This window comes from Bradyrhizobium manausense (genome assembly GCF_018131105.1).
Lineage (GTDB): Bacteria > Pseudomonadota > Alphaproteobacteria > Rhizobiales > Xanthobacteraceae > Bradyrhizobium > Bradyrhizobium manausense_B.
Genome location: NZ_JAFCJI010000002.1, coordinates 1111048 through 1133490 on the forward strand (window position 1 = coordinate 1111048; position 22443 = coordinate 1133490).

The following is a 22443-nucleotide window of genomic DNA, read 5'->3' on the forward strand; positions in this document are numbered from 1 at the left end:
GATCGCAACTCCGCCCCTCACCCCTTCGGTGGCGCCAGCGGCTGCACGATTTCCCTGAACGGTGCCAGCGTTTCGCAACGCTCAGCATGGGCTGAGAGCGCCGGATAGCGCGCGGCGTCGAACAGCTGCGGATGCGCCTCGCGGGTGAACCTAACGACGCAGGCGACTGCGATGTCGGCATGGCCGATGCGGTTACCGAGCCAGTACGGCGTCGTCACCTTCGCACGTTCGGCCTCCAGCACGCCGAGCACATCGCCGATCTGCGCCTGGCAGCGCTCGACCCATAGCGCGAGCTGCTCCTTCCGCAGCACGCGCTCGTAGAGCAGGCTGACCGCCTTGTCGCCGAGGCCGGTCGCGAGCGCGCAGATCCGCAAATGCTTCCGTCGCTCGACGCCGCTCCGCGGCAGCATCGCCTTGTCCGTACCGACGAACTCGTCGAGATAATCGAGAATGATCGTGCTCTCGATCAGCGCCTCGCCGTCATCGAGCACCAGCGTCGGCACCCGGCGCAGCGGATTGTACGGCGCAATCTTGTCGGCATCGCCAAAGGTCGACCACGGCCTGTGCTCGAAGGCGAGCCCGTAAAGCCGCAGCGCAATCGCGACGCGGCGGACAAAGGGGGAATCATATTGGCCGATCAGGAACATGGTTCTCGCTCTTCTCTGGCGTTGGACAAGGCAGGGCCGGCCAGTTCATCGTCAATGCACGGCGGGCGCAAGAGATATCCTGGAAGGTGAGCGACGACGAGGCTTTGCGGCAACAGCCGCCGATTTCCTTCACCGCGTGCGTCTGCTGCGCCTTGCCGAACAAAATGCCGCATGGTTCCATCCCCGTGGACTTGGGGCTGGACATGGCTCGGCGGGCAAGTTGCGCTGTAGCGATTGGAATGATCCTCGCGCTTGGCGGGACGAGCGCAGTGGCCGCCGATCTGCCGCTGAAGGCTCCGCCGAAGCCGATCGATTTCAATCCGTTCTGGGCCGAGGCCGGTTACCTCGCCTGGAGTGTGACCGGTGACAAGCTGCCGGCTCTGGTCACGACGGCGCCTGTCGGCACGCCATTGGCGGTGGCCGGCGTCCTGGGACAGCCGACCACGACGGTGCTGTTCGGCAATTCCAGCGTCAACAACGACTGGCGCTCGGGTGGCCGCATCACGCCGGCTATTGGTTCGATCCGCAGCGGAGCCGCGGCGTCGAGGCCTCGTTCTTCGGGCTGGAGAACATCGGGACCGGCTTTGCGGCCGACACCGGCACCTATTCGATCCTGACGCGACCGTTCCTGAACGTCTCGATCGGTGCCCAGGATTCGTTGATCGTCGGATTCCCAGGGACAAGCACCGGCAGCGTCAACGCCAACGAGACCTCGCGCTTGCTCGGCGCGGGTGCGCTGTATCGGCAGGATCTGGGCGCGTGGGGCGACAGCCGCGTCGGCGCGCTGATCGGCTATCGCTATCTGCGCTCCTCCGACACGCTGTGGATCACCGACACCGCGAGCAGCCTCGCCTTCGGCACGTTCATCCCCACCGACAATTTCAAGGCGGCGAGCAATTTTCACGGTCTCGATCTCGGCCTGACCGGCGAATGGCGCAACGGACCCTGGTCTCTGGAATGGCGCGGCAAGGTCGCGCTCGGCGCCAATTTCAACACCGCCGACATCTCCGGCTCGACGACGAGCATCATCGGCGCCATCACCACGACAACAGCGGGCGGCTTCCTCGCCACTCCCAGCAATATCGGCCATTTCGAGCAGACCCGCTTTGCGGTCGTGCCGGAGATCTCGCTGAAAGCAGGCTATCAGATCGCACCAGCCTGGCGGCTGACCGCCGGCTACGACGTGATGTACTGGACCGGCGTCCAGCGCGCCGGCGGGTTGATCGACACCGGCATCAATCCGACCCTGGTGCCGGGCCCCGGCATCGGACCGGTCCGGCCGCTGCCGGTGTTCAACACCACCAATTTGCTCGCGCAGGGCTTCAGCTTCGGCGTTCGGTATAATTATTGAGGGCGGAGCGAACGCGATCACCACTCTCCGTCATTGCGAGCGCAGCGAAGCAATGACAATGGAGGGAGCCGTCGTCACTCGATAACAGGCACATGCTTCGCCGCGTCGCGCGGCGCCGTGCCGTCGAGGCGCGGATCATCCGCAATCTCGATCTGGCGGCGGAACGGACGAAACCCCGAGCGCTGATAGAACGCGACGGCCGAGGGATGATCGAAGGTGCAAGTATGCACCCAGACGCGGCGCACCTCGCCGGACCAGGCGCGCTCCAGCGCGCGGTTCATGAGGAAGCGGGCGGCGCCGGTGCCGATCAAGCCAGCGGTCACGCCGAAATAGACCAGCTCGCATTGGCCGGGTTGACGGAAGTCCAGCTCCAGCAGGCCTTCCTCGCGACCGTCGACGACGAGCGCAGAGACCTCGATGCCAGCAGCATGGATGATCGCGGCGAGCTCGGTGTCGTTCATGCGCGCCCGCGAGAACCACAGCCAGTTCTCGCCGACGCGGCGGAAGAGATCGCGGTACCAGGCGAGCGGCGGCGCATCGACCTTGCGCAAGGTCCACGCGCCCGGCGGATCAGCGCGGCGCGCGGGAGGTGCGGTCATCTCCAGATGGGTGACGACCGCGGCGATCTTCCCATGGGGCACATCGGAATAGCCGTCGGGGAGGATCACTCACTCCCCCTCGTCGCTCGCCAGCACGCCCTTCACCGCGCGGGCCCAGCCGGCGAGCTTTCGCTCGCGCGTCGCCTGGCTCATGTTCGGCTTGAAGCGATGCTCCAGCCGCCAATTGTCGGCGAACTTGGTCGGCTCCGGATAGACGCCGGCGGCAAGCCCGGCGAGATAGGCTGCGCCCAGCGCCGTCGTTTCCTGGATCACGGGGCGGTCGACCGGCGCATCGAGCAGATCGGCAAGGCGCTGCATGGTCCAGTCGGACGCGGTCATGCCGCCGTCGACACGAAGGACGTTCTCCGCCTTTTCGCCGGGCCAGTCGGCGCGCATCGCCGCACGGAGGTCGTAGGTCTGGTAGCAGACGCTCTCCAGCGTCGCGTGCGCGATCTCGGCCGGGCCGGTGTTGCGGGTGAGCCCGAACAGCGCACCGCGCACCCGCGGATTCCAGTAGGGCGCGCCCATGCCGACAAAGGACGGCACCAGATAGACGCTCTGCATGGAATCAGACTGATCGGCGAGCGGGCCGGTCTCGGCCGCGTGCTTGATCAGCTTGATGCCGTCCCGCAGCCATTGCACTGCGCTGCCGGCGACGAAGATCGAGCCTTCGAGCGCATAGGTGCGTTTGCCCCCGAGCTGGTAGGCGATGGTGGTGAGCAGCTTGTTCTTGGACACTACAGGCGTGGTGCCGGTGTTGAGCAGCGCGAAGCAGCCGGTGCCGTAGGTCGATTTGATCATGCCCGGGCGGAAGCAGGCCTGGCCGATGGTCGCGGCCTGCTGGTCTCCGGCAATGCCTGATATCGCGATGGCGCCGCCGAACAGGTCCGGCGTGCTTTCGCCGAACGCCGCGGACGAATCCTTCACCTCCGGAAGCATCGAGCGCGGCACGCCGATGATCTCCAGCAGTTCGTCATCCCACTGGCCGGTGTGGATGTTGAACAGCAGCGTGCGCGAGGCGTTGGTGGCGTCGGTCGCATGCACCTTGCCGCCGGTGAGGCGCCACAGCAGGTAGCAATCGACGGTGCCGAACATCAGCTCGCCGCGCGCGGCGCGCGCGCGTGCGCCGGGGACGTGGTCGAGGATCCAGGCGACCTTGGTGCCGGAGAAATAGGGATCGATGATCAGGCCGGTCTTCTGCGTGATGAGCGGCTCACGGCCATCATGCTTGAGCCTGGAGCAGACGTCCGCGGTGCGGCGGTCCTGCCAGACGATGGCGCGGTGCACCGCCTGGCCGGTGGCGCGGTCCCACACCACAGTGGTCTCGCGCTGGTTGGTGATGCCGATCGCGGCGATGTCCTTAGGCTTGATCCCGGCCTTCTCGATCGCCTCGCGGCAGACCATCACGGTCGAGGTCCAGATGTCCTCCGGCTCATGCTCGACCCAGCCCGAGGCCGGAAAATGTTGCGGAAACTCCTGCTGCGCCGTCGCCGCAATGGAAATGTCGCCGCGAAACACGATCGCGCGCGAGGAGGTGGTGCCCTGGTCGATGGCGAGGACGAAAGACATGGAAGCTTACCTTGGCGTTTCCCCGGGTGGCCGGGCCATTGTGTCGCGCCAAAGGGAGCGGATTAGGACGGCAAGGTCAAGGTGGCTTGCGCGGCGCCGCGGCGGATGGTCGTGCACACCCAACCCTGACAGGGAGACTAGGACGGCGGGGGCGAAGATGGTACATGCCGGACCGGGCAATCCGGGGCGGCATGACATTCACTTCTCTTCAGTTCGGCATCTTCGTTGCGATCGTGTTCGGCGTTTATTATTTGCCGCCGCTGCGCCGCTTCCAGGTCCAGATGCTCGTGCTCGCAAGCCTGGTGTTCTATGGCTCCGGCCAACCGGCCCTGCTGCCGCTGCTGCTCCTCGCCGTGCTTGGAACCTATCTCTGCCTGGTGCTGGCGTTCGACAACCGCGCGGTGTGGATGCGAGCCGGCATCGTCTTCAACCTCGCACTGCTGGCGTTCTTCAAATACAAGCTGCTGTTCATCGACCCGGCCGCGGTTCACCCGACCGGCGTCACGCCGCTCGATGTGCTGCTGCGCCTGCCGCTGCCGATCGGCATCTCGTTCTTCGTGTTCCACAATATCAGCCTGCTGGTCGACCTCACGCGGGAGAAACGGCCGCCACCGTTGCGGGACGTGTTCCTCTACATCATCTTCTTTCCGCAGCTCGTATCCGGGCCGATCACACGCGCCGGCCAGTTCATGCCGCAGATCGCGCCGAAGCGGCTCGCTGAGGTCGATTTCGTCGCAGCCGCCAAATGGGTCCTGACCGGCTTCTTCTTCAAGCTCTACGTCGCGAACAATCTCAACGAGATGACGTCCTATATGGACTATCCGCTCTACGAGACCGTGGCGACGCCCGACCGCTGGCTGCTCGTATTCCTGTACAGCTACCAGATCTATGCCGACTTCTTCGGCTACTCGGCGATCGCGCTCGGGCTTGGATTGCTGTTCGGCTATCGCCTGCCCGTCAATTTCAACCTGCCCTACATCTCGGTCTCGTTCTCCGAATTCTGGACGCGCTGGCACATCTCGCTGTCCACCTGGCTCAGGACCTATCTCTACATCCCGCTCGGCGGCAACCGGAAGGGACCGGTCCGAACCTGTCTCAATCTGATGATCGTGATGACGCTCGGCGGGCTCTGGCACGGCGCAAACCTGAGCTACGCGCTGTGGGGTATGTTGCACGGCCTGTTGCTGGTCGTCGAACGGCCGTTCCTGACATTGCTCGGCGACACCGGGCCAGTGGTGCGGGTCGCCCGCATGGGCGTGGTGTTCTTCTGTGTGACGATGCTCTGGATCTTCTTCAAGTTGCCGAACTTCGATCACGCGGTCGGATATATCTCGGGCATGTTCTCGCCGACGGACAATCCCAATCCGACAAAGCTGTTCCGCAACATGGCCCTGCTCTACGCCCTGCCTGTCCTCATCCAGCACTTCGGCATCGGTGCGCTCGTCGACGGCAGATTGCGGCGATGGGAGCCGTATCTTTATGGAGCGCTCGCGGCGATGGCCTTTCTCGAGGCCGGGCCGGATGCCGCCTTCATCTATTTCCAGTTCTGACCATGCAGCACGCTTCCCCCCTTCCATGGCTGATCAAATGCGCAGGCGCCGCAGGGGTGCTGCTGCTGGCCTGCGGCCTTGCCACCGCGCGATTCGGCTCCGCGCTGCAGCAGCCGACCGTCACGACCCGCGACGGCACCGTCGTCACCCTCAACCGCTATGTGCGAGAGCCCGTGCCTGACCTCGTGCTGGCCGGCAGCTCGGTCGCCTGGCGGCTCAAGGAGGAATATTTCTCGCGTCCCGGCGTCCGCAATCTCGCCCTGGCCGGCGGCAGCCCGGTGACCAGCCTCGACATCGTCGCGAAGCAGAAGAGCTTGCCGAAGATCGTCCTGATCGAGAGCAATGTTCTCACGCGCCTGCCCGACGTGGCGCTGATCGAAAAATTTTCGGGCGACAAGCGCGCGGAGCCGTTGTTCCTGCGCCCGGTACGAACGGCGGTTGCGGTCTACGAGACGTGGAATCACCCCCCGCCCAATCCTGCCGAGGCGCGTGCCGGGCGGGATCGCCTGCTCAGCGAGCCGCCGAGCAATTTCGACAACAAGGTCTATCTCGACCGCGCCGTGCAACAGATGAACGACGGCGACGATCCCACCGGTCCGGCGGAGGTAAACGTGGCGCGCATCCGCGAGCTCATCGACGACATCGAGCGGCGGGGATCACGTGCATTCCTGCTCGAGATTCCGGTCGCGCCGGAGATCGAGGATTCGCGCATGGTCAGAATGAGCAACGCGATCATCCACGCGGCCTTCCCGGATCACGCGCGCTGGCTGCCAATCCATCCGCCGATGAAGGAGCTGCGCTGGGCCGACGGCGTGCATCTCGACGAGCGATCGGCCCTGCTCGTCGTGCGCGCCATCGAGAGCGCCTTGGCCGAGCGTGGCCAGTAGCGGCTACACCGCCGCCGTGGTCACGCCGCCGTCGATCACGATGGTCTGGCCGGTCATGAAGCTTGAGGCATCGGAGGCGAGATAGGCGACCGCGCCGGCGATTTCGTCGGGCTCGCCGATGCGGCGGAGCGGCGTGGTGGCAGTGCGGCGCTTGAGGTTGGCTTCGTCTTCCCACAGCGCGCGGGCGAAGTCGGTCTTGACGAGGCCAGGCGCGATGCAGTTGACGCGGACGCCTTTCGGACCCCATTCGCCGGCGAGCGAGCGGCACAGCGCGAAGTCGGCGGCTTTCGAGATGCCGTAAGCGCCGATGACGGTCGAGCCGCGCAAGCCCCCGATCGAGGAGATGATGACGACGGAGCCGTTGCCGCGTTCCGCCATCTGCGGAATCGCCAGCGCAGAGAGCCAGATGTTGCTCTTCACGTTCGAGCCCATGATCTTGTCGAAGGCCTCGTCGGTGATGTCGAGCAGCGGACCATAATAGGGGTTCACTGCGGCGTTGCAGACGAGAATGTCGATCTTGCCGTAATGCCTGGTGGCGCCGGAGATCAGCGCTTCGACCTCGGTCTTGCGCGCGATGTTGCAGGGGATGACGATGGCGTCACCGCCCGAGGCATTGATGCCGTCGGCGACTTCCTTGCAGGCGTCGGCCTTGCGCGAGGAGACCACGACCTTGGCGCCAAGCTTTGCCAGCAACTCGGCGGAGGAGCGGCCGATGCCGCGGCTGGAGCCGGTGACGACAGCAACCTTGCCGGTGAGATCGAACGGGGTGTTTTTCATTGTTGTTGCTCTCTCCAGTTCGTCATTCCGGGGCGCGACGAAGTCGCGAGCCCGGAATCCATTTTACCGCAGGTGACGCCGCCTAATGGATCCCGGGCTCATTGCTTCGCGATGCCCCGGGATGACAGTAGCGACTAGATCAGCCCACCCGAATCCGCAACGCGGCGCTGGTGGTAGTCGGTATCGCCGAAGGTGTTCTCGATCATGGTGAGGCGCTTGAAGTAGTGGCCGATCTTCGCCTCCATGGTCATGCCGATACCGCCGTGGAGCTGGATCGACTGCTGGCCCACGAACTTCAGCGACTTGCCGATCTGCACCTTGGCCGCGGCGATCGCGTTCGAACGCTCCTTCGCGTTCTCGAAATCACCGGCCATGGTCGCGAACATCGACATCGAGCGGGCCTGCTCGGCCGCGACGAACATGTCGGAAGCGCGATGCTGCAGCGACTGGAACGAGCCGATCGCGACGCCGAACTGCTTGCGCGTCTTGATGTACTCGACCGTGGTCTTGAGCGACTCGTCCATCAGACCGACTGCCTCGGCGCAGAGCGCGACGCGGGCTTCATCGACAACACGCTCGATCAGCGCGAGCGAGTCGTCGGGGTTGCCGATCGCGGCATCCGCGCCCACTTCCACACCGGTGAAGGTGATGTCGGCGGCATGCAGGCCATCCTGGGTCGGATAGGACTTTCTGGTCACACCCTTGGCATTCGCGGGGACCAGGAACACGCCGATGCCGGACGTATCGCGGCGGTTGCCCTTGGTGCGCGCCGTGACGATCAAGGTCTCGGCGTTCTCGCCGTTGAGCACGACGAATTTTTCGCCGTCGATGACCCAGCCGTCGCCCTTCTTCTTCGCCGTCGTGGACACGTCGAAGAGATCGTAGCGCGAGTTCTTCTCGAGCTGGGCGAACGCCAGCGTCTTGCTGCCGTCGATGATGCCGGGGACGTGCGCAGCCTTCTGCGCGTCGGAGCCGGCGTGGCGCAGGAAGCCGCCGCCGATCACGACCGTTGCGAGATAAGGCTCGAGCACCAGCGCCTTGCCGAGCGCCTCCATCACGATCATGGTCTCGACACCGCCGCCGCCGAAGCCGCCATCGGCTTCCGCGAAGGGCAGACCAAGCAGGCCCTGCTCGGCGAGCTTGCCCCAGACGGCCTGGCTCCAGCCGCCCTTCTCCTTCATGTACTTCTTGCGGCTCTCGAAATCGTAGGAATCGGTCAGCAGGCCGTCGATGCTGTCCTTGAGAAGCCGCTGCTCCTCGTTCAAATCAAAATCCATTTCTTGTTCCTCGTACCCGAAAATTATGCGTCGTTATTCCGGGATGGCCCGAAGGGACAGGCCCGGAATCCATTTCACCGTTGAACGTGCGGCTTGATGGATTCCGGGCTCGCGCTGCGCGCGCCCCGGAATGACAGCTAGAGCCCCAGCACCGCCTTGGCGATGATGTTGCGCTGGATCTCGTTGGAGCCGCCGTAGATCGAGACCTTGCGGTTGTTGAAGTAGCTCGGCGCGATCTGGGCGGTCCAGTCCATGGCTTCGTTGGAGCCGTCATCTCCGTGCACGTCGTAGGGCGCGGCGAGCGGGCCGATCACTTCCATCAGCAGCTCGGTGGTGGTCTGCTGGATCTCGGAGCCCTTGATCTTCAGCACCGATGACGCCGGATTGGGCTTGCCCTTGCCATGCTTGCCCTCGTCGGCAACGACGCGGAGCTGCGTGAGCTCGAGCGCCTTCAGCTCGATCTCGCAGGCCGCAAGCTTCTCGCGGAAGGCTGCGTCCTGGATGATCGGCTTGCCGCCGGATTCGACCTTACCGGCCAAATCGCGGATGCGGCGCAGCCGCTCCTTGGAGACGCCGACGCGCGCGATGCCGGTGCGCTCGTTGCCGAGCAAGAATTTGGCGTAATCCCAGCCCTTGTTCTCTTCGCCAATCAGGTTCTCGTAGGGAACCTCGACGTCGTCGAAGAACACTTCGTTGACCTCGACGCCGCCGTCGATGGTCTGGATCGGGCGCACGGTGACGCCCTTCGACTTCATCGAGAACACGATGAAGGAGATGCCCATCTGCTTCTTGGCGGAGGCATCGGTGCGGCAGAGGCAGAAGATCATGTCGGCGTGCTGGGCCAGTGTGGTCCAGGTCTTCTGGCCGTTGATGATCCACTTGTCGCCCTTGCGCTCGGCCTTGGTCTTGAGCGAGGCGAGATCCGAACCGGAGCCGGGCTCGGAGAAGCCCTGGCACCACCAATCGTCGACATTGGCGATGCGCGGCAGATATTTCTTCTTCTGCTCTTCGTTACCGAAGGTGTAGATGACCGGGCCGACCATGCTGACGCCGAAGGCGAGCGGTTGCGGCGCCGGATAGGACTGCAGCTCCTCGTTGAAGATGTAGTGCTGCACCGAGGTCCAGCCGGTGCCGCCATACTGCGTCGGCCAGTGGCTGGTGCCCCAGCCCTTCTTGTTGAGGATGCGCCACCACGTCACCATCTCGTCCTTCGAGAGGTGACGGCCCTCGACCAGCTTGCGCCGCGTATCCGGCGGCACGTTGTCGCGGAAGAATGAACGCACTTCCTCGCGAAACGCCTGCTCTTCCCTAGTGAATGCGAGATCCATCGGATCCTCCTGTGAGCTTCCTTCGTCGTCCCGGCGAAGGCCGGGACCCATAACCACCGGCCTTCGTTGTTCGGCGAAGGCCATTACCATTCTGCATTCCACACTCCTGCCGTGGAGTATGGGTCCCGGCTTTCGCCGGGACGACAGAAAACTACTGCAATACTTCGAACAGACCGGCTGCGCCCATGCCGCCGCCGACGCACATGGTGACGACCGCGTACTTGGCCTTGCGGCGGCGGCCTTCGATCAGGGCGTGGCCGGTGAGGCGCGCGCCCGACATGCCGTAGGGATGACCGACCGAAATCGCGCCGCCATCGACGTTGATCTTGTCAGGGTCGATGCCGAGCTTGTCGCGGCAATACAGCACCTGCACCGCGAAGGCTTCATTCAGCTCCCAGAGGTCGATGTCATCGACCTTGAGGCCATGACGCTTGAGCAGGCGAGGCACGGCGAAGACCGGACCGATGCCCATCTCGTCCGGCTCGCAGCCGGCGGAGACGAAGCCTCGGAAGATGCCAAGCGGACTAAGGCCGCGCTTCGCCGCTTCCTTGTCGCTCATGATCACCGAAGCGCTGGCGCCATCCGAAAGCTGGCTGGCATTGCCGGCGGTGATGGAGAAACCTTCGCCGCGCACGGGCTTGAGGCCGGCGAGGCCTTCGATCGTGGTCTCGGGGCGCGGACCTTCGTCCTGCGACAGCGTCACTTCCTTCATCGACACGGCGCCGGTCGCCTTGTCGGTGACCGCCATCTGCGTGGTGATCGGCGCGAGTTCGTCCTTGAACTTGCCGCCCTGCTGGGCTGCCGCGGTGCGGCGCTGGCTCTCCAGCGAATATTCGTCCTGCTTTTCGCGCGAGATGCCGTAGCGCTTCGCGACGACTTCTGCTGTGTCGATCATGGGCATGTAGACCTCGCCCTTGATCTTGAGCAGCGCCGGGTCCTGCGCGTGGAAGCCGTTCATCTTGTCGTTCTGTACCAGCGAGATCGACTCGCCGCCGCCACCGACCGCGACCTCGACGCCATCGAAGATCACCGAGCGTGCGGCCAGCGCAATCGCCTGCAATCCCGAAGCGCATTGCCGGTCGATCGTGGTGCCGGCAACGGTGACGGGGAGACCGGCGCGGAGCAGCGCCTTGCGCGCGATGTTGCCGCCGGTCGCGCCCTGCTGAAGGGCCGCGCCCATCACGACGTCCTCGATCTCCTTCGGATCGACCTTTGCGCGCGCAACGGCTTCACCGATGGCGTGGCCGAGCAGCGTCGCGCCCTCGGTGGCGTTGAGCATGCCGCGATAGGCCTTGCCGATCGGCGTGCGGGCGGTGGAAACGATGACGGCGTCGGTCAAGAGCGACCTCCTGATTGCTTGGATTGTGATGGTTTCTGCTGCTGGCGCAATTCGTGGCGCGACAGCTTTCCGACCGGCGTGCGCGGCAGATCCTCGACGAACTCGACTTCCGCCGGCAATTCATGCTTGCCGACCTTGCCGGTGAGCTGCGCACGCAGCTCGTCGAGCGAGAACGGCTTTGCGTCCGGCTTGAGCTTGATGAAGGCCTTTGCGGCCTCGCCGCGATACTGGTCGGGAATGCCGAGCACGATCACCTCGTGCACGCCGGGAACGGTGTAGATCGCCTGCTCGATCATCTGCGGATAGACGTTGAAGCCGCCGGAGATGATCATGTCCTTCTTGCGATCGACCAGGAAGAAATAGCCGTCGGCGTCGACGTAGCCGATGTCGCCGGTGAGGAAGCGGCCGTCGGAGAAATACTCCGCGTTTTCTGCCTGCTTGTTCCAGTAGCCCTTGGTGACGTTCGGGCCCTTGATGCGGATTTCGCCGACTTCTCCCGCCGGCAGCACTTTCCGTGAATCATCCAGCGAGACGACGTCGAGCTCGATGCCGGGCAGCATCAACCCGATCGAGCCGGGCTTGTCCGGACCGACAGGCGGATGGCCGGTGCCGGGCGAGCAGGTCTCGGTCATGCCCCAGCCGCTCTTGAGCTTCTTGCCGACCTTGCGCTCGAAGAAGCTCGCGACCTCGACCGGCAGCGGCGCGCCGCCGGAGCCGATGGCGTTGAGCGAGGAGAAGTCGCGCTTGTCGAGATTGGGCAGCGCCGCAATCGCGATCCACATCGTCGGCACGCCGGGGAAATAGGTCGCGCGCTTGACCTCGATGTCGCGCATCACGGCTTCGACGTCGAAACGCTGATGGATCGAGATCAGATTGCCGCGGCTGAGCGCGGACAGCAGCACCACCGTGAGTGCATAGATGTGAAACAGCGGCAGCACGCAGATCACGCGCTCGACGACGTCGCCGCGCGCCGCGCGGTTCGGCTTGCCCCAGACGTCGTAGATCGACACCGCCGAGGTGAGATTGCCGTGTGTCAGCATGGCGCCCTTGGGCAGGCCGGTGGTGCCGCCGGTATATTGCAGCAGCGCGACGTCATCGACGGCCACAGCGGGCCATTGTGCCGGCAGCGGCGCGCCCTCGACGAAGGTCTTGAAGGTGACGATGCGGGGATCATCGGGGATTGCCGCCTGCGGCGTGCCGACCTTGCCCCAGCTGTCGTCCTCGCAGACGACCAGGCGATCGATCAGGCCCCTTTCCAGAAATTTCAGCGCGGTCGGCAGCAAGGCCTGGAGGTTCGAGGTGACCAGCAGGCGCGAGCCGGAGTCGGAAACCTTGTGGGTCAGCGCGATCTCGCCGTCGAGCGGCGACAGATGCGCGACACGGGCACCCGCCTTCAGCGCGCCGAAGAAATTGACGGGATGATCGGGCGTATTGCCGAGGAACAGTGCGACGGAGCTGTTCTTGCCGCAGCCGGCGCGCAGGAACGCGGCCGCCGCACGCTCGGCCTGAGCGGCGAGCTCGGTATAGGTGATCGGACGGTCGCGAAATTCAAGCGCGGTGCGGGTGCCGTAGTTTGCTGCGGCCGTCGAGAGCAGGTCAGGCAGCGTGCCCTGGGCGATGGTGTCGTCCCAATGCACGCCCTCTGGGTAAAACTGTTCGCCGGGATGGGTCATCGCTTCGTTACTTTACACGTAAGGCGGGCGCGGACGGATGGGCTCCCCTCCCCCTTGCGGGGAGGGGTTGGGGAAGGGGGTGGCCACAAACGCTGACCTCGCCCGGGGCTACCCCCCTCCCTGCCCCTCCCCCGCAAGGGGGGAGGGAACGGAGAGAGCGTTGCCCTGGAAAGGCGTTCGTGATCACCGAGCCCAACTTGATCACGCCGCTTTCGACGCCGCGGCCAGCGAGGCGAACGTCTTGCCTTCGGCTGCGAGCTTCTTCAGCAGCGGCGCGGGCTCGAGGCTCGGGTCGTTGGTCTCCTTGGCGTAGAAGGCCAGGCGATCGGCGATGTGCTTGAGGCCGACGGTGTCGGCCCAGAACATCGGGCCGCCGCGATAGATCGGCCAGCCATAGCCGTAGAGCCAGACCACGTCGATGTCGGACGGACGTGCCGCGATGCCCTCTTCGAGGATCTTCGCGCCCTCGTTGATCATCGGGTACATCATGCGCTCGAGGATCTCGTCGTCGCTGACGATTCGCTTCTTGCGGCCGAGGCGCAGCAGCGTCTCGTCGATGAGCTTCTCGACCTCGGGATCGGGCATCGGCGCGCGCGAGCCCGCTTCATACTTGTAGTAGCCCTTGCCGGTCTTCTGGCCGAAGCGGCCGGCTTCGCAGAGCGCGTCCGCGATCTCCGACTTGATGCCGCGGTCCTTGCGCGAGCGCCAGCCGATGTCGAGGCCGGCGAGGTCGCCCATCGCGAACGGACCCATCGGCATGCCGAATTTTGTCACCACGGCGTCGACCTGCTGTGGCAAGGCACCTTCGAACAGCAGCTTTTCCGACTGCTTGCCGCGCTGGGCCAGCATGCGGTTGCCGACGAAGCCGTCGCAGACGCCGACCACGGCCGGCACCTTGGCGATCTTGCGGGCGATGCTCACCGCGGTCACCAGTGCATCCGGCGCGGTCTTGTCGGCGCGCACGATCTCGCACAGCTTCATCACATTCGCCGGCGAAAAGAAGTGCATGCCGAGCACGTCCTGCGGACGCTTGGTCGCCTTCGCGATCTCGTCGATGTTGAGGTACGAGGTGTTGGAAGCGAGCACGGCGCCTTGCTTGACGTACTGGTCGAGCTTGCCGAACACTTCCTTCTTCACCGCCATGGTCTCGAACACGGCTTCGATGACGAGGTCGGCATCGCCGACATTCTCGATACCGACGACGCCGTTGATCAGCGCCATGCGCTTGGCGGGCGCGTCAGCCGGGATGCCGCCGCGCGCGGCGGTCGCTTCCCAGTTCTTCTGCATGATGCCCATGCCGCGCTTGAGCTGCTCCTCGCCTGTCTCGATCAGGGTGACGGGGATGCCGGCATTGGCAAAGGACATGGCGATGCCGCCGCCCATGGTGCCGGCGCCCAAAATGGCGACACGGTTGACGGGACGCGACTTGGTGCCCTCAGGAACGCCTGCGATCTTGTTGGCCTCGCGCTCGGCGAAGAAGGCGTAACGTTGCGCCTTGGACTGGTCGCTGGCGACGAGCTTGAGGAAACCCTCGCGTTCCTTCTTAAGACCTTCGTCGAACGGCAGGTCGATCGCCGCGCCGACGGCGTCGGCCGCCGCGAACGGCGCCTCCAGGCCGCGCGCCTTCTTGGTCATGGCCGCAACGGCATTGGTGAAGATTGAGCGGTCAGCCTTGGCGGCCGCGATCTTGGAATCGTCATCGCGCAGGCGGCGCAGCGGGCGCTTCTCCGCCAGCAGCTTGCGCACGAAGGCTTCGCCACCGGAGGCCGGGCCTTCGACGATCTCCTCGATCAAACCATTCTTCAGCGCTTCAGCCGCACCGATGGGATCGCCGCCCACGATCATCTTGACCGCGAGTTCGGGACCAACTGCGCGCGGCAGGCGCTGGGTGCCGCCGGCGCCCGGCAGCAGGCCGAGCTTCACCTCGGGCAGGCCGAGCTTGGCCTCTTTCACGGCGACGCGGAAATGGCAGGCGAGCGCGACCTCGAGGCCGCCACCGAGCGCGGTGCCGTGGATCGCGGCGACGATCGGCTTCGGCGAATTCTCCATCTCGGCCAGCACCTCGTTGAGGCCCGGCGGCTTCGGCGGCTTGCCGAATTCGGTGATGTCGGCACCGGCAATGAAGGTGCGGCCGGCGCAGGTCAGCACGATGCCCTTGATGGCGGGATCGGCGACGGCGGCCTTGATGCACTCCAGGATACCACCACGGACTGCGGCACTCAGCGCATTGACCGGAGGGCTATTGACCGTGACGATCCCGACTTCGTCATGACGCTCAAGCTTGACCACTTCGCTCACGGTTTCCCTCCTTGGTGGGGATTTACTTTTGTTCGATTTCGCGGTGCGGAATTTAATTCCGCATCTTGACGGCAGGGTTATTTTGAAGCACGTGGCTTGTCAACGACTCCGCGCAAGAAGCAGATCAGGGATGAAGCGTACAGGAAAGAAGACTGCGACAGATCGGAATTTCGTCGTCGCGCTTTCCCGCGGGCTTGATGTATTGCGAGCATTCCAACCGAGCGACGGACTTCTTGGCAATCAGGAGATTGCCTCCCGCACCAATCTGCCGAAGCCGACCGTTTCACGGTTGACCTATACGCTGACGAAGCTCGGCTATCTGACACCGGTTCCCCGTTTCGAGAAATATCAGCTCGCCCCCGCCGCAATGGCGCTGGGCTATGCGGCACTCGCCAATCTCGGCGTTCGGCATTTGTCCGAGCCGTTCCGCGAGGAAATGATGCGCGCCACCGGCGGCGCCGTCGCGATCGGCGGCCGCGACCGTCACAGCATGATCTATTTCGGGCAGAGCCGCGGCAGCGAAACCGTCGGCGTTCAACTCGACGTCGGCTCCCGCGTGCCGATTGCAACCACCGCGATGGGTCGCGCCTATTTCTGGGCGCTCGGCGAGGAGGAGCGCGCGGAACTGTCGCGCGTGCTGCGCGAACATTACGGCAGCCGCTGGCCGAAGATGCGCGACGGGCTGGAGCGTTCCGGCGAGACGGTCGCCAGGCACGGCTTCGCGACCTCGGTCGGCGACTGGCACGACGACATCGGCGCCGCCGGCGTTGCGCTCAAGCTCAACGACGGAACCGGACCTTACGCATTCAATTGCGGTGCACCCGCATTCCGCTTTACGGAAGAACGATTGATCAACGACATTGGACCGCGTCTGCTGGCGATGGTAAGGAACATCGAAGCGGCACTTGGGGGTCTGATGTCGCTATCCAAAAAAGACGACAGCAAAAAGCTGAAATCAGGAGGGAAAGTTGCGCGCGTGGCCGAGGGGATCAGATAGCCATTGTCAAATCATGGAGCGGTTCGCATCGCCCCTTCGCCCACTGAATAGTGTGGGCGAGACGAGATGACGCAGGCACAGCTCGCGCAGGGGACGTCGCCCCTGCTCGCGGTTCGCGACGTCAGCGTCGTGTTCGGCGGCATCGTCGCGCTCAACGGCGTGTCCTTTGACATGCATAAGGGCCAGATCCTCGGATTGATCGGCCCCAACGGCGCCGGCAAGACCACGCTCTTCAATTGCCTCTCCCGCCTCTACCAGCCGTCATCCGGCGACATCCTGATGGAGGGCGCGAGCATCCTGACGCGGCCGCCGCACCGGATCGCCGAGATCGGCATCGGCCGCACTTTCCAGAACGTCGCGCTGTTTCCGAACCTCTCGGTGATGGACAATGTCCGCGTCGGCACCCACGCCCGCACCTCGAGCGACATCATCAGCGACTCGCTGCGCCTCGCCTGGATTCGCCGCGGCGAGAGCAGCGTGAACAAGAAGGTGCACGAGATCCTGGCCTATCTCGATCTCGAGGACGTTGCCCACACCACCGTCGCCGGCCTGCCGTTCGGCACACAGAAGCGCGTCGAGCTGGCGCGCGCGCTGGCGGCGGACCCGAAGATCCTGTTGCTCGACGAACCGGCCGGCGGCCTCAACCATGAGGAGGTCTACGTCCTCGGCGACCTGATCCGCAAAATCCGCGACGAACGCCACATGACCGTGCTGCTGGTCGAGCACCACATGGGTCTCGTGATGTCGATTGCCGATCACGTCGTCGCGCTGAATTTCGGCAAGAAGCTCGCAGAAGGCACGCCGGCCCAGGTGCAGGCGGACCCCGACGTCATCAAAGCCTATCTCGGGAGCAAGGACCAATGACGACGCTGCTCAACGTCAAGGACCTGCGCGCCTATTACGGGCAGGTCCAGGCGCTCCACGGCCTCTCCTTTTCGCTCAGCGAGGGCTCGCTGACGACGCTGCTGGGCGCCAACGGTGCCGGCAAGACCACGACGCTCCGCGCGATCTGCAACATGGTGCGCTCCACCGGCGGGATCGAGTTCGATGGCAAGCCGCTGAACAACCGTTCCACCGAGAGCATCGTTCGGTTCGGCATCGCCCATGTGCCGCAGGGCCGCGGCACCTTCACCACCATGACGGTGGAGGAAAACCTCCAGCTCGGCGCCATCACCCGCAAGGACAATGCCGGCATCGTCGCTGACATCGAGCGCATGTATGCGCATTTCCCGGTGCTGAAGCAGCGCCACACCCAGCAGGCCGGCACGCTCTCCGGCGGCGAGCAGCAGATGCTTGCGGTCGCGCGCGCGCTGATGCTGCGGCCGCGGCTGATGCTGCTCGACGAGCCGTCGTTCGGCCTGGCGCCGCTGGTGGTGCGCGACCTGTTCGGCATCCTCGGCAAGATCAATCGCGAGGACAAGGTGTCGATCCTGGTGGTCGAGCAGAACGCCCAGCTCGCGCTCGAACTCGCCGACCAGGCCTATGTGATCGAGACCGGCCGTATCGTGATGTCGGGCAATGCCAAGGACATCGCGAACAACGAAGAAATCCGCAAATCCTATCTGGGTTACTGAGGAGCCGGCACGATGGAGCTTTTTACCAACCAGGTGCTGGCCGGCATTGCCACTGGCGCCATCTACGCCTGCATGGCGCTCGCCGTCGTCATGATCTACCAGGCGATCGACCATCTCAACTTCGCGCAAGGCGAGATGGCGATGTTCTCGACCTTCATCTCCTGGCAGCTGATGCAGTGGGGCATGCCCTATTGGGGTGCCTTCGTGATCACGCTGATCATGTCCTTCATCGGCGGCATCGCCATCGAGCGCATCCTGTTCAAGCCGCTCGCAAAGGCGCCGGTGCTGACCAATGTCGCCGGCTTCATCGCGCTGTTTGCGATCATCAACTCCTCGGCGGGCCTGATCTGGGACTTCACCATCAAGCAATATCCGACCCCGTTCGGCTCCTCGCCGTTCCTGGGCAGCCAGCTGATCTCGACCCACCAGGCCGGCATGATCGGCGTCACCGTGCTGCTGCTGCTCGGCCTCTATTTCTTCTTCCAGTACACCCGCATCGGCCTCGCGATGCGGGCGGCCGCCTCGGTGCCTGAATCGGCACGCCTCGTCGGCATCAACACGAGCTGGATGATTGCGCTGGGCTGGGGCATGGCCTCGGCGATCGGCTCGATCGCCGGCATGCTGATCGCGCCGGTCGTATTCCTCGAGCCCAACATGATGGGCGGCGTGCTGATCTACGGCTTCGCCGCAGCCGTGCTCGGCGGACTGACGAGCCCGTTCGGCGCCGTGGTCGGCGGCTTCCTGGTCGGCATCTTCGAGAACCTCGCCGGCACCTACATTCCCGGCGTCGGCAACGAGCTGAAACTCCCGATCGCGCTCGCGCTGATCATCTCCGTCCTGGTCGTCAAACCCGCTGGTCTGTTCGGCCGGCACATCGTCAAGCGAGTTTGATCATGAGCGCAGCAGAAGAAGTCGTCGCCGAAGGCAACGAGGCGGTCGAGGCCGTTCCGAAGCGGGCCATGACGCTGGGCACAGGCACCTCGCTGGTGGTGCTGCTGCTTCTCGTCGTCGTTCCCCTGTTCGCGAAAAACTTCGTGATCTTCCAGCTGACCCAGCTCTTGTATCTGGGTCTGGCGGTGCTGGCGCTGAACATCCTGACCGGCGGAAGCGGCCAGTTCTCGCTCGGCCAGAGCGCGTTCTACGCCATCGGCGCCTACATCACCGCGGTGATGATGGAGGTGTTCAACATCCCGTACTTCCTCTGCCTGCCGGTCGCAGGCGTGGTGTGTTTCGGCGCGGGTTTCCTGTTCGGCCAGCCGGCGCTGCGGCTCTCCGGCGTGTACCTGGCGCTTGCGACCTTCGCGCTCGCCACCGCGATGCCGCAGCTCCTCAAGCTGAACTTCCTCGAGAAGTGGACCGGCGGCGTACAGGGTCTCGTCGTCACCAAGCCCGATGCGCCGTTCAGCCTGCCGATGTCGCAGGACATGTGGCTGTATTACTTCACGCTCGTCGTCGTGCTCGTGATCTATATCTGTTCGGTGAACCTGCTGCGCTCCCGCTCGGGCCGCGCGTTCATGGCGATCCGCGACAACGAGATCGCGGCCTCCGCCATGGGCATCAACGTCGCGCTGTACAAGACGCTGGCCTTCGGCGTCTCCGCGGCCATCACCGGCGTCGCCGGCGGCCTGAGTGCGATCGCCGTGCAGTTCGTCGCGCCCGACAGCTTCACCATCACGCTCGCGATCCAGCTGTTCCTCGGCATGGTCGTCGGCGGCGTCGGCTGGCTGCCCGGCTCGATCGTCGGCGCCGCCTTCATCATCTTCGTGCCGAACATTGCGGAGGGCATCTCCAAGGGCCTCTCCGGCGCCGTGTTCGGCGTGCTCCTGTTCCTCGTCATCTACCTCGTGCCGCACGGCGCCAGGCAAGTCGCGATCCTGGGCCAGCAACTCGCTGGCCGGCTCAGGAAAAACTGATCCATCGTCAAGACTGTTGTTTTAACCAAGGAGACCCAATTGCTTTTCGGAAGAACACTGCGAACCGCTGCACTCGCAACGGCGGTCGCCACACTCGCCTCCAGCGCCGCCCTTGCCCAGAAGAAGTACGACACCGGTGCGACCGATACCGAGATCAAGATCGGCAATACCATGCCGTACAGCGGTCCGGCCTCGGCCTACGGCGTCATCGGCAAGACCGAAGAAGCCTATTTCAAGATGATCAACGACAAGGGCGGCATCAACGGCCGCAAGATCGTCTACGTCACCTATGACGACGGCTACTCGCCGCCGAAGGCCGTGGAGCAGGTGCGCAAGCTGGTCGAAAGCGACGAGGTGCTCGCCGTGTTCAACCCGCTCGGCACGCCCTCGAACACCGCGATCCAGAAATACCTCAACGCCAAGAAGATCCCGCAGCTGTTCGTCGCGACCGGCGCCACCAAGTGGAACGATCCGAAGAACTTCCCCTGGACCATGGGCTGGCAGCCCTCCTACCAGGCCGAAGCGCATATCTACGCGCAATGGCTGATGAAGGAGAAGCCCGACGCCAAGGTCGCGATCCTCTATCAGAACGACGATTTCGGCAAAGACTACCTCAAGGGCACCAAGGACGGTTTTGGCGCCAAGGCCTCGTCCGCGATCATCATGGAAGAGAGCTACGAGGTCTCCGAGCCGTCGATCGACGGTCACATCGTCAAGATCAAGGCCGCCAATCCCGACGTGCTCCTGATCTACACGACGCCGAAGTTCGGCGCGCAGACCATCAAGAAGACCGCCGAGCTCGGCTGGAAGCCGCTGCAGATCATCACCAACGTGTCGGCCTCGGTCGGCAGCGTGATGAAGCCGGCCGGCTTCGAGGCCGCCCAGGAGGTGCTGTCGGCAGCCTATGCCAAGGACGGCGCCGATCCGCGCTGGAACGACGATGCCGGCATGAAGAAGTGGGTCGAGTTCCTCGACAAGTACATGCCCGGCGCCGACAAGACCGACTCCAGCGTCGTCTACGGCTATGGTGCCGCGCAGACGCTGGTCAAGGCGCTGGAACAGTGCGGCGACGATCTCACCCGCGCCAATTTGATGAAGCAGGCCGCGAGCCTGAAGGACTTCACGCCGGACACCCTGCTGCCCGGCGTCAAGATCAACACCGGACCGAACGACTTCGCCCCGATCAGCCAGTTGCAGATGCAGCGCTTCAAGGGCGAGAAGTGGGAGCCGTTCGGCGACATCCTGAGCGGCGACGTGGCGCCGGAATAAATCCGACGTCGCAATAGTCCAGGCCGACATGGCCCCCGCGAGCGATCGCGGGGGCTTTTTGTTGACGTCGTGCATCAATCTTGTTCAATGCGACGCCGATCCAGTTGGGGTAGGAGAGCAATGACTGTCGTTCGATTTCAGGTTGCGGTGATCTCGGCCGCATTCGCGTTGTGCATTGCAACAGGCAATCCCGCCCTCGCGCAAAAGACCTACGACAGCGGCGCCTCCGATACCGAGATCAAGATCGGGAACATCATGCCCTATAGCGGGCCGGCTTCAGCCTATGCCGCGATCGGCAAGGCCGAGGAAGCCTATTTCAACAAGGTCAATGCCGAAGGCGGCGTCAACGGCCGCAAGATCAAATTCATCTCGTATGACGATGGCTATTCGCCGCCGAAGACGGCGGAGCAGGCCCGCAAGCTGGTCGAGAGCGACAACGTGCTGCTGATCTTCGGCTCGCTCGGCACCTCCACCAACGGTGCCATTCGCAAATACATGAACGAGAAGAGGGTGCCGCAATTGTTCGTGGCGAGCGGCGCCTCGAAGTGGAACGATCCGAAGCAATATCCGTGGACCATGGGCTGGCAGCCGAGCTACGCCAGCGAGGCCAAGATCTATGCCAAGTACATCATGAAGGAAAAGCCGGACGGCAAGATCGGCGTGCTCTTCCAGAATGACGATTTCGGCAAGGATTATCTGAAGGGGCTGAAAGACGGGCTCGGCGCCAAGGCCTCCATGATCGTGCTGGAAGAGCCCTACGACACTTCGGAGCCTGCAATCGACGAGCACGTCGTCAAGCTGAAGGCCGCGGGCGCCGATGTCTTCGTCAGCATCACCACGCCGAAATTCGCGGCGCAGGCGATCAAGAAGGCGGCCGAGATCAACTGGCACCCGGTCCACATCATCTCCAACGTCTCGGCGTCGGTCGGCGGCGTGATCGAGCCCGCGGGCCTCGAGATATCGCAAGGCATCTTGTCGGCGAGCTACACCAAGGACGGCTCCGATCCGCAATGGAATGCCGACGACGGCATGAAGAATTTCTACGACTTCGTCGCGAAGTACGATCCAAAGGCCAACAAGCTCGATGCCGGCGTGGTGTTCGGCTACGCGGCGGCACAGACCATGGTGAAGGTGCTGCAGATGTGCGGCGACAACCTCACCCGCGACAACGTCATGAAGCAGGCGGCATCCCTGAAGGATTTCGCACCGGACACCCTGCTGCCCGGAATCAAGATCAACACGTCGCCCGACAATTTCGCGCCGATCGAGCAACTCCAGATGATGCGGTTCAAGGGCAAGGCCTGGGAATTGTTCGGCGGGATCATCTCGAGCGATCCCGGCCACTAGCATCCTGCCCCTCGCAATCACAAATCGACGCGCGTAACGGCCTCAACT

Annotated in this window: 18 protein-coding genes and 1 pseudogene; 10 read left to right on the plus strand and 9 right to left on the minus strand. The window is 64.2% G+C overall.

The genetic code is table 11. The annotated features are described in order from the left end of the window. Positions 1-17: 17 nt before the first annotated feature. Complete coding sequence (locus JQ631_RS25530) at positions 18-647, minus strand: glutathione S-transferase family protein (protein WP_212330666.1); 630 nt, start codon at positions 645-647, stop codon at positions 18-20. A 239-nt stretch (positions 648-886) separates the two neighbouring features. On the opposite strand from JQ631_RS25530, the pseudogene JQ631_RS25540 reads away from it, so the two are divergent. Beyond that, positions 887-1998 (plus strand): annotated as a pseudogene (locus JQ631_RS25540) (BBP7 family outer membrane beta-barrel protein). Between the two features lie 74 nt (positions 1999-2072). Here JQ631_RS25540 and JQ631_RS25545 read toward each other — a convergent pair. Then, entirely contained in the window at positions 2073-2666 is a 594-nt protein-coding gene (locus tag JQ631_RS25545; RefSeq protein ID WP_212330672.1) for a GNAT family N-acetyltransferase, read from the minus strand. Then, positions 2667-4166, minus strand: coding sequence for a glycerol kinase GlpK (gene glpK, locus JQ631_RS25550; RefSeq protein WP_212330674.1), 1500 nt, complete (start codon positions 4164-4166; stop codon positions 2667-2669). Positions 4167-4357: 191 nt separating this feature from the next. Between glpK and JQ631_RS25555 the strand changes: the two genes are divergently transcribed. Next, entirely contained in the window at positions 4358-5716 is a 1359-nt protein-coding gene (locus tag JQ631_RS25555) for an MBOAT family O-acyltransferase (RefSeq protein ID WP_212330678.1), read from the plus strand. A 2-nt stretch (positions 5717-5718) separates the two neighbouring features. Further along, entirely contained in the window at positions 5719-6603 is an 885-nt protein-coding gene (locus JQ631_RS25560; RefSeq protein WP_212330681.1) for an SGNH/GDSL hydrolase family protein, read from the plus strand. A 3-nt stretch (positions 6604-6606) separates the two neighbouring features. Here JQ631_RS25560 and JQ631_RS25565 read toward each other — a convergent pair whose 3' ends face one another. The 6 genes from JQ631_RS25565 to JQ631_RS25590 all read right to left on the minus strand — a co-directional run bounded on the left by JQ631_RS25565 (position 6607) and on the right by JQ631_RS25590 (position 15295). Then, positions 6607-7380: an SDR family NAD(P)-dependent oxidoreductase gene (locus JQ631_RS25565; RefSeq protein WP_212330695.1), complete on the minus strand. Its 774-nt coding sequence runs from the start codon at positions 7378-7380 to the stop codon at positions 6607-6609. Between the two features lie 134 nt (positions 7381-7514). Further along, positions 7515-8657 carry a pimeloyl-CoA dehydrogenase small subunit gene (pimD, locus tag JQ631_RS25570; protein ID WP_212330698.1) on the minus strand — a complete coding sequence of 381 codons (1143 nt, stop codon included), beginning with the start codon at positions 8655-8657 and terminating at the stop codon, positions 7515-7517. Between the two features lie 137 nt (positions 8658-8794). After that, complete coding sequence (pimC, locus tag JQ631_RS25575; RefSeq protein ID WP_212330701.1) at positions 8795-9985, minus strand: pimeloyl-CoA dehydrogenase large subunit; 1191 nt, start codon at positions 9983-9985, stop codon at positions 8795-8797. 151 nt (positions 9986-10136) lie between these two features. Next, the gene (locus tag JQ631_RS25580; protein ID WP_212330704.1) at positions 10137-11324 is read right to left on the minus strand and encodes an acetyl-CoA C-acyltransferase; all 1188 of its coding nucleotides are present in this window, start codon (positions 11322-11324) and stop codon (positions 10137-10139) included. Then, positions 11321-12997 carry a dicarboxylate--CoA ligase PimA gene (gene pimA / locus JQ631_RS25585; protein WP_212330707.1) on the minus strand — a complete coding sequence of 559 codons (1677 nt, stop codon included), beginning with the start codon at positions 12995-12997 and terminating at the stop codon, positions 11321-11323. Before pimA ends, JQ631_RS25580 begins: the two co-directional genes overlap by 4 nt. A gap of 201 nt (positions 12998-13198) precedes the next feature. Next, positions 13199-15295: a 3-hydroxyacyl-CoA dehydrogenase NAD-binding domain-containing protein gene (locus JQ631_RS25590; protein WP_212330710.1), complete on the minus strand. Its 2097-nt coding sequence runs from the start codon at positions 15293-15295 to the stop codon at positions 13199-13201. A gap of 130 nt (positions 15296-15425) precedes the next feature. Here JQ631_RS25590 and JQ631_RS25595 point away from each other — a divergent pair, with 130 nt between their 5' ends. From JQ631_RS25595 to JQ631_RS25625, 7 genes are all read left to right on the plus strand, one after another. Further along, the gene (locus JQ631_RS25595; protein WP_212331604.1) at positions 15426-16292 is read left to right on the plus strand and encodes an IclR family transcriptional regulator; all 867 of its coding nucleotides are present in this window, start codon (positions 15426-15428) and stop codon (positions 16290-16292) included. Positions 16293-16358: 66 nt separating this feature from the next. Then, complete coding sequence (locus JQ631_RS25600; RefSeq protein ID WP_212330713.1) at positions 16359-17156, plus strand: ABC transporter ATP-binding protein; 798 nt, start codon at positions 16359-16361, stop codon at positions 17154-17156. Beyond that, positions 17153-17866: an ABC transporter ATP-binding protein gene (locus JQ631_RS25605; protein WP_212330716.1), complete on the plus strand. Its 714-nt coding sequence runs from the start codon at positions 17153-17155 to the stop codon at positions 17864-17866. Before JQ631_RS25600 ends, JQ631_RS25605 begins: the two co-directional genes overlap by 4 nt. Before the next feature lie 12 nt (positions 17867-17878). Continuing rightward, on the plus strand, positions 17879-18757 hold the full coding sequence (locus tag JQ631_RS25610; RefSeq protein WP_212330720.1) for a branched-chain amino acid ABC transporter permease: 879 nt from the start codon (positions 17879-17881) through the stop codon (positions 18755-18757). 2 nt (positions 18758-18759) lie between these two features. After that, a complete protein-coding gene (locus tag JQ631_RS25615; protein ID WP_212330724.1) occupies positions 18760-19779 on the plus strand; it encodes a branched-chain amino acid ABC transporter permease in 1020 nt (339 codons plus the stop codon). A 39-nt stretch (positions 19780-19818) separates the two neighbouring features. Then, entirely contained in the window at positions 19819-21048 is a 1230-nt protein-coding gene (locus JQ631_RS25620) for an ABC transporter substrate-binding protein (protein ID WP_212330727.1), read from the plus strand. A 120-nt stretch (positions 21049-21168) separates the two neighbouring features. After that, positions 21169-22395, plus strand: a complete 1227-nt coding sequence (locus JQ631_RS25625) for an ABC transporter substrate-binding protein (RefSeq protein WP_212330730.1) — start codon at positions 21169-21171, stop codon at positions 22393-22395. Positions 22396-22443 lie beyond the last annotated feature (48 nt).

Bases quoted from the DNA above. Each gene is read 5' to 3' on its own strand.
- JQ631_RS25530 (WP_212330666.1), bottom strand. From the start codon at position 647: ATGTTCCTGATCGGCCAATATGATTCCCCCTTTGTCCGCCGCGTCGCG.
- glpK (WP_212330674.1), bottom strand. From the start codon at position 4,166: ATGTCTTTCGTCCTCGCCATCGACCAGGGCACCACCTCCTCGCGCGCG.
- JQ631_RS25555 (WP_212330678.1), top strand. From the start codon at position 4,358: ATGACATTCACTTCTCTTCAGTTCGGCATCTTCGTTGCGATCGTGTTC.
- JQ631_RS25560 (WP_212330681.1), top strand. From the start codon at position 5,719: ATGCAGCACGCTTCCCCCCTTCCATGGCTGATCAAATGCGCAGGCGCC.
- JQ631_RS25565 (WP_212330695.1), bottom strand. From the start codon at position 7,380: ATGAAAAACACCCCGTTCGATCTCACCGGCAAGGTTGCTGTCGTCACC.
- pimD (WP_212330698.1), bottom strand. From the start codon at position 8,657: ATGGATTTTGATTTGAACGAGGAGCAGCGGCTTCTCAAGGACAGCATC.
- pimC (WP_212330701.1), bottom strand. From the start codon at position 9,985: ATGGATCTCGCATTCACTAGGGAAGAGCAGGCGTTTCGCGAGGAAGTG.
- pimA (WP_212330707.1), bottom strand. From the start codon at position 12,997: ATGACCCATCCCGGCGAACAGTTTTACCCAGAGGGCGTGCATTGGGAC.
- JQ631_RS25595 (WP_212331604.1), top strand. From the start codon at position 15,426: ATGAAGCGTACAGGAAAGAAGACTGCGACAGATCGGAATTTCGTCGTC.
- JQ631_RS25600 (WP_212330713.1), top strand. From the start codon at position 16,359: ATGACGCAGGCACAGCTCGCGCAGGGGACGTCGCCCCTGCTCGCGGTT.
- JQ631_RS25605 (WP_212330716.1), top strand. From the start codon at position 17,153: ATGACGACGCTGCTCAACGTCAAGGACCTGCGCGCCTATTACGGGCAG.
- JQ631_RS25610 (WP_212330720.1), top strand. From the start codon at position 17,879: ATGGAGCTTTTTACCAACCAGGTGCTGGCCGGCATTGCCACTGGCGCC.
- JQ631_RS25615 (WP_212330724.1), top strand. From the start codon at position 18,760: ATGAGCGCAGCAGAAGAAGTCGTCGCCGAAGGCAACGAGGCGGTCGAG.
- JQ631_RS25625 (WP_212330730.1), top strand. From the start codon at position 21,169: ATGACTGTCGTTCGATTTCAGGTTGCGGTGATCTCGGCCGCATTCGCG.